A 6,624-nucleotide genomic window follows, 5' to 3' on the forward strand; every position below is an offset into this window, starting at 1 on the left:
CGGCAGGACGTCGAGCCGTTGCCGCAGATCCTCGGGGTCCACGACCTCGCCCGCTGCGCGCTGCCAACCCAGCTCTTCCAGGGTCGCGAGCGCGCGGGACCGCGACCATCGCTCCAGATCGGCGAGCAGGGCGTTCCGACCTTCGGGATCGACGCCGGCGTCCGTCAGATAGCCGGGAAAGACCTGTGAACCGGCCGCAACTTCAGCCGGGCTGGGGAAAAAGTCGGCGGCCTCGATGCCCGGCGGAAGGACGCGCTCCCGCCACGCGATCTCGTACAGCAGGTCGTCGACTCCTTCGACCGCCGCGAGCAGCGCCGCTCGTGTGGCTCGCTTGACGGTGTACCCGCTCAATTCGCCAATGAGAACGCCGCCGGGGTCGTAGAGACGCAGTTCGCCGCTCAGGACCTCCGGCGGCTCTTCCGCTTCCGCTTCCGTCTCCCGCGAGGTCTCGCTCATGCGGACGTGACAATGCACGCGATCCGGCAGCCGTCCTCTGAGCCAGAATCGCTCCCAGCCGAACGGCAGATAGGTTGCTTCGCCCGGCGCGCCGGTAACGTTGCGTGCGACGCCCACGACCTGGAAGCAGCCGTCCAGCACCAGCGGATGCACGTCTAGCTGGTTCCGGCCCACGGCTTCCGGCAACGCCACCTCGGCCAACGCCTCACCGGGTCCGGACCACGCCCTTCCCAGGGTGCGGAACAACGGGCCGAGATCGACGCCGGTCGCGCTCCTGGCGCTGTAATACGCCGGCACATCGGCCGGCGCCAGACGGGCCTTGAGCGCATCCAGATCGATCCGCTCACCAGATTCCGGCAGCGGAGCGTCCGGCGCCACGCGGCATTCCACGTGGGTTGTCCACTCCTGCTCGGAGCCCTTGCTGAAAATCTGCACCTGGCGCGGGGACGCCGGCTCGGCGGCGTCGAGCACGACCTGGACCCTTCGGCCCGCGGCATCCGCCCCCTCGGCGGACTCTTTCTCCGAGAAGACCAACGGGCTGTGCAGCTGCATGTCGTCCACGACGATCGACCCGCGTCCCTCGGCGAGGCACGCCGAGGCCGCCATGGCGCCGTAGAGCGCGCCCGGCGCAATCAGACGGTCGAAGACCTTGTGATCCTTCAGCCAGACCGGGTCGGACGGGAGAACCTCCGTCTCAAAGGTGATCTCGCCACGCGCGGATTCGTGGCGGATGCCGAGCAATGGGTGTCCGGCGCCGGTGCGTCGTTGTCGTGATGCCTCGAGCCAGTAGCGCTCGCGCTGGAATGGATAGCTCGGCAGCGCAACCCGGCGCCGGGACTCGCCCGCAAACAGCCCCTCGAAGGAGATATTCAATCCGGCCTCGTAGGCTGCCGCGACAGCGTCTACGAATCCGGTCTCGGGCTCCGAAGAGGCGCCATTCCTGGGTGGCCGCCTGAGGCTGGCAAGCGCGACCGGCGCGTCGGCGACGTCTTCCGGCCAGGCCAGCGTGGTCATGGGTCCCAGTACCGCGTGCGGGCCAATCTCAAGCACCAGATCAACCCCGAGATCCGCCATCGCCCGGACGCCGCTTGCAAACGCCACCGGCTGCCGGGCGTGACGCCGCCAGTAGGCCGCGTCAAGCGCCGTGCCTGACTCCACCGCCCGCCCGGTGAGGTTGCTGATGACCGCGAGCGTGGGAGACCCGACTGTCACGCCGTCCAGGGACGCTTCCAGGCCATCCAGGGCAGGCTCCACCAGGGCGCTGTGGAAGGCGCGGGTCGTGTTCAGCCGTCGTGCGCGGATGCCCTCCGACTCGGCGCGCTCCAGGACGGCGTCGATGCCCGCCGCCGGACCGCTGACCACCATGTGGGCGCCGTTGTCCGCCGCAATGCTCAACTCGACGCCGTTGGACGCCGCGTTCAGCGCCTCGACGTCCGCCGCCACCCGAGCCGCCGGCGCAAAGATGGCGGCCATGGCGCCCGGCTTGACGTCGGACAGGAGGGCGCCACGCGCCGCGGCAAAGCGCATGCCGTCTTCCAGGCTGAAGATTCCGGCGGCCTGCGCCGCCGCGATCTCCCCAACGCTGTGCCCCAGCACCACGCTGGGCCGCACGCCCACGCTCGACCACAGCGCCGTCAGGGCGCACTCCAGGGCGTAGAGGGCCGGCTGCTCCCATGCGGTGTCGCCCAAGTCACCCTTGGCTCCATCTTGACCGAACATCACGTCCAGCAGCGAGACGCCCCGCGCCTCGCGGAACACGGCCTCGCAGCGGTCGAGCACCGCGCGCGCCACCGGCTCGGTCTCGTAGAGCGCCCTTCCCATGCCGACCCACTGGCTGCCTTGGCCGGTGTAGACGAATGCGACTTTGGTCGGCGACCGGGGCTCCGACCTCGTGTCCGAGCCGGACAACGCCGCGAGCCGGTCTCGCAACGATTCGGCGTCGTCGAACACGGCGCTGGCCCGGTGGTCGAATTGACTCCGCCCGACGCCCGCCGTCCAGGCCGCATCCGACAAGGCCGCGCCGTCGGAGTCATGCCCGTCGACGCTCTCGTCAATCCACGACAGATACCGCGTCGCTAGGTCCTTGAGCGCGTCCTCCGACTTGCCCGAGAGCGGCAAGACTCGGGTTCGGCGCGGAGCCAGACCGTCATTCGGAAGCGGCAGAGTGGCCAGAGAAGCCGGCAATGACGCCCCGACATCCTGCGCGGCGCCCGTCGGCGAGTCTTCCTCGCTGATCTCGCCGTTCGAGCCGGGGTATTCGCCGACGACCAAGTGGGCGTTGGTGCCGGATATCCCGAAGGAGTTCACCCCGGCCAGCCGTGGCCGCCGGCGGTCGCGCGGCCACTCCATCATGGTCGACGTGATCTGTATCGGCTGACTGTCCCAGTCGAAACTCGGGTTCGGGTCCTGGAAGTGCAGGTGTTTCGGAATCACGCCTCGCTTCACCACCAGCGCCGCCTTGATCAGGCCGGCGATGCCGGCGGCCGACTCCAGATGGCCCAGGTTGGTCTTCACGGAACCCGTCAGCAGCGGGCGGTTCGCTTCGCGTTCGCGGCCATAGACGGCGGCCACCGCGTCGAGCTCGATTGGATCGCCCACGGTCGTTCCGGTCCCATGGGCTTCCAGATAGTCGACCTCCGACGGCAGGACGCCCGCTTCGGCCAGTGCCGTCTCCATGACCTGTTCCAGCGCCGGCGTGTGCGGGACGGTCAGCCCGACGCTGGCGCCACCGTGATTGACCGCCGAACCTCTGATCACCGCCCAGATGCGATCCCCGTCGGCCTCGGCGTCGCTCAGGCGCTTGAGCACCACGACCCCGCAGCCTTCACCCCGCACGTATCCGTTCGCCGAGGCGTCGAAGGTCTTGCACTGGCCGTCGGGTGACAACATCATCGCGTCGGCGCGCAGCTCGTAGATGCGACCGTTCAAGATGGCCTGCACGCCGCCCGCAATAGCCACATCCGCCTTGCCGAACTGCAGGTCCTGCACGGCGTCGTGCACGGCCACCATGGCCGACGCGCAAGCGGCGTCGACCGCCTTGGCCGGCCCCATCAGCCCGAGGAAAAAGGAGACCCGTCCGCTGGTGCCGTTGAGGTTGGTGCCGCTGAGGGCGTAGAGGCTCTCGGCAGCCTCGGTCAGTCCGCTGGAGTCCACGACCAGCATGCGGTATTCGTCATTGCTGATCCCCGTGTAGACGCCGGAGCGGCTGCCGCTAAGCCGCGCCGGATCGATCCCCGCGTCCTCGAGCGCCTGCCAGCTTGTCTCCAGCATCATGCGCTGCTGCGGGTCCAGCAGCTCCGCCTCGACCGGTGAAATGCGGAAGAACGAGGCGTCGAACTGATCGATGTCGTCGACGAAGGCGCCAAAGCGGCAGGCCGGGTTCGCAACGTCGGGATCGCGGATGATCTCGCCCACGCGTCCGACGCCCGAGCCGGGCACCCCCTCGGTTACCGCGTTTCCGCCGTCCACCAGTAGCTGCCAGAAGGCGTCCAGGTCAGGCGCGCCCGGGAAGCGGCACGCCATGCCCACGATCGCGACGGGTTCCACGGGAGAACCTGAGTGCGTGTCTGCTCGCGTCATTTTGGTCCCTTAGGCGCCGCTGCCGCCGCGATGCCGGTTCATTGCTTCCTCGCACGTCGGCTCCCCGACGCCATCGTCGAGGCTTTCAGGGCTGCGAGAACCCCATCGGAGATGGCCGACCACGACCAACGATAACCGAAGATCGAAGGCCCCTGGACCAGCGGATGCTCGCACTAGCCGTCGTGCCGACGTCGGGCCCAACCGGCAGCGAGCGCGATGCCCACGGCAATTCCAATTGCCACACCGACGCCGATGTTGCCGAGTGCCGCCCCCATGCCAACGCCGACTCCAGCTCCGAGCGCGATGCCTAAGCCGATGGACCGATCTGCGCGCACTCGACGTTGCCTCCGTCGCCTACCCCGGCATCATGCCCTCTTCCGGATAGCCGCCCTGGACGCCGCTGCGGTCGCCTTGAACGGCGGGGGCCGCCGTTCCCCACGTCATGGTGGGCACGAGGCGACTCGAATCCTCTGACCACCACGACGTCGCCGCGGCGCTCTCACCGGCGTCACGCATCGCGCCTCATGAGGCTGTACATCTGCCCCGTAGGCCCCTTGTCCGGCTGAGTGGCGAGGAAGAGGGCGAGGGGCGCAACGTCTTCAGGGGTCTTGACCCATTCGCTCTCGTCTTGGAAGACCGAGCCGGGCTCACGGGCATACTCGGCGACGCGGTCGGTGAGGACGGGTCCGGGGACAAGCTCGTTGACGCTGATGTCGTGCGGCCATTGCTCCAGGGCGAGCACGCGGATGAGCATGGAGAGCCCGGCCTTGGCCGAGGCGTAGGCCGACTCGCCCGGCCTTCCGCGATGCCCCAGACCCGAACCTATCGCGATGATCTTCCCGGCGCCGCGCTCCTTGAGGTGCGGGATCGCCGCTCTCGCCGTGTGGTAGGCGCCGATGAGGTTGAGTTGCACGGTGCCCGTCCACTGCGCGGGGCTTCCACACTCCACGTTGGGGCTGTGGTCGAGATTGCCGCCCGCATTGATCACGACGATGTCGATTCCACCAAACTCGCCGGCGGTGGCATGGAATGCATCAACGACTGAGTCCAAGTCGGTAACGTCCGCCTGGACGGACATCGCGGTCCCGCCGCCGCTTCGAATATCGGCTGCCGTACCGGCGATGTCGGACTCAGTGCGGGCAAGACAGCTCACAGCAGCACCAGCCTCGCCATAGGCGATGGCGATCGCCCTGCCGATCCCGCTGCCCGCGCCGGTGACGACGGCCACTTTGCCGGACAGATTGCCCTCTACGGGCATCAGCGTTCCCTCAAAGCCGCAGAACGAACCTCAAACAGAAGGTTTGCGATTCCTTCAGGCGGACGCCCTCGCCTGTTGGCCGACTCGAACGCCCGCGACGTGACCTCTGTTACCAGCGAATCCAGGTCGTTCACTTCTCTAACCCCTCTGTGCAGCATTGATTGACGGCATCGGGTCCGTCTCGCCGCCGGGTTATCCCCTGGCCTCAATCAGGACGCGGCCCCCGCGCTCGACTTCGATGTTCAGGTTGTGCCGATCCAGCAGCAGCATGCCCACGAGCGGGGTGCTGCCTGTCGCGTCGGCCTCAATGTCTTTCGGTTGGCCGTCCCAGAGCACGGTGACGTAGTGAACGTCGAAATCCACCTCCGCGTCATTCGCCAGAAACGCCTGGCCCATGTACGCGAAAGGCAGTCCCAAATCATCAACCAACCCCGGCGGCAGTGTCAGGAACCCGCTATAGCCGGCGTCCACCACTGCCTCGAGATTCCGCGTCCGCCCTTGCCGGTCCTGAAGGGGAATGGTCACGATTGCTTCGTAGGCGGCGTTCACCACCCCCTGGATCACCCAGTCCTCCGCAGAGAGCCGGCCCCGAAGCTGCGGAGCGCCCGGTAGCCCACCCGCTCGCACAAGACATCCACCGCGTCCGGGCGCTGCTCCCGCAGACGCTCCACCGCAACGCGGGTGGTGTCGGCGACTGCCCAATCTCCTGTCTCAACGTCGATGGCGACATACTCGCCGAAGTGATCGGATTCGACCTGGGGCAGGATGTCCCGCTGGTAAATTTCCTTACCCAGGCGTACCGCCTCTTTGCGGGGCCTGCGTTGGCGGGCTGGTGTCTCTGTTTCACTCATTTGCCCCTCCAATTTCAAAACGAATCCTCTTGATGGCATTTTATCGCTCCACGTCTACCGACTATGGAGCAGCCCAGCCCACATCGGCCGGATTCCGGAAGCGACGGTTGGCAAGAGCCACCATGCGCGCGGCGGAGCCGATGGTCAGGTCGCGGGATTGAACCGCACTATCGCAGTGCGGGTCCGGGGCCATGTGGTACGCCGCTTCCCCCAACTGGAAGTGCCTGGCGATAGTCGGCCGCGACGCCGCCGTCGGTACGGTGACGGCTGGCGACGAGGACTAGTGGGAACAGTCCACGTAGGCCGGAAGTGGTGGGCCAGAGCGTACCGAACTACGAACGTTCCGGTGGGAGCTCGACCTGTAACCGGATCAGAGTCCGGGCGACGAGGCAGCCCGCACTCGGACATCGCAGCCGACTTGGTCGCTAGTCGTCGTCGGTGATGGTGATGGTCGCCTCATCGACGGCGAGGTCCGCGCCG

General features: G+C 67.5%; 5 protein-coding genes. All 5 read right to left on the reverse strand.

Going from position 1 to position 6,624, the window contains the following annotated elements; all coding sequences use genetic code 11:
• Positions 1-4,002 (reverse strand): type I polyketide synthase (locus OXG33_13245; GenBank protein MCY4114882.1); only part of this gene is annotated, 4,002 nt, incomplete at its 3' end.
• Between the two features lie 387 nt (positions 4,003-4,389).
• Positions 4,390-4,551, reverse strand: coding sequence for a hypothetical protein (locus tag OXG33_13250; protein MCY4114883.1), 162 nt, complete (start codon positions 4,549-4,551; stop codon positions 4,390-4,392).
• Positions 4,544-5,293 (reverse strand): SDR family NAD(P)-dependent oxidoreductase, encoded by a 750-nt coding sequence (locus OXG33_13255; GenBank protein ID MCY4114884.1) that lies wholly within the window; start codon positions 5,291-5,293, stop codon positions 4,544-4,546. Before OXG33_13255 ends, OXG33_13250 begins: the two co-directional genes overlap by 8 nt.
• A 192-nt stretch (positions 5,294-5,485) precedes the next feature.
• Positions 5,486-5,857: a clan AA aspartic protease gene (locus OXG33_13260; GenBank protein ID MCY4114885.1), complete on the reverse strand. Its 372-nt coding sequence runs from the start codon at positions 5,855-5,857 to the stop codon at positions 5,486-5,488.
• The gene (locus tag OXG33_13265) at positions 5,854-6,144 is read right to left on the reverse strand and encodes a hypothetical protein (protein ID MCY4114886.1); all 291 of its coding nucleotides are present in this window, start codon (positions 6,142-6,144) and stop codon (positions 5,854-5,856) included. The genes OXG33_13260 and OXG33_13265 overlap by 4 nt, the downstream gene beginning before the upstream one ends.
• Positions 6,145-6,624 lie beyond the last annotated feature (480 nt).

The organism is Chloroflexota bacterium (assembly GCA_026708035.1).
Lineage (GTDB): Bacteria > Chloroflexota > UBA11872 > UBA11872 > UBA11872 > JAJECS01.

Coding starts and splice junctions, on each gene's coding strand:
- OXG33_13265 (MCY4114886.1), bottom strand. CDS start 6,144: ATGAGTGAAACAGAGACACCAGCCCGCCAACGCAGGCCCCGCAAAGAG.
- OXG33_13250 (MCY4114883.1), bottom strand. CDS start 4,551: ATGCGTGACGCCGGTGAGAGCGCCGCGGCGACGTCGTGGTGGTCAGAG.
- OXG33_13255 (MCY4114884.1), bottom strand. CDS start 5,293: ATGCCCGTAGAGGGCAATCTGTCCGGCAAAGTGGCCGTCGTCACCGGC.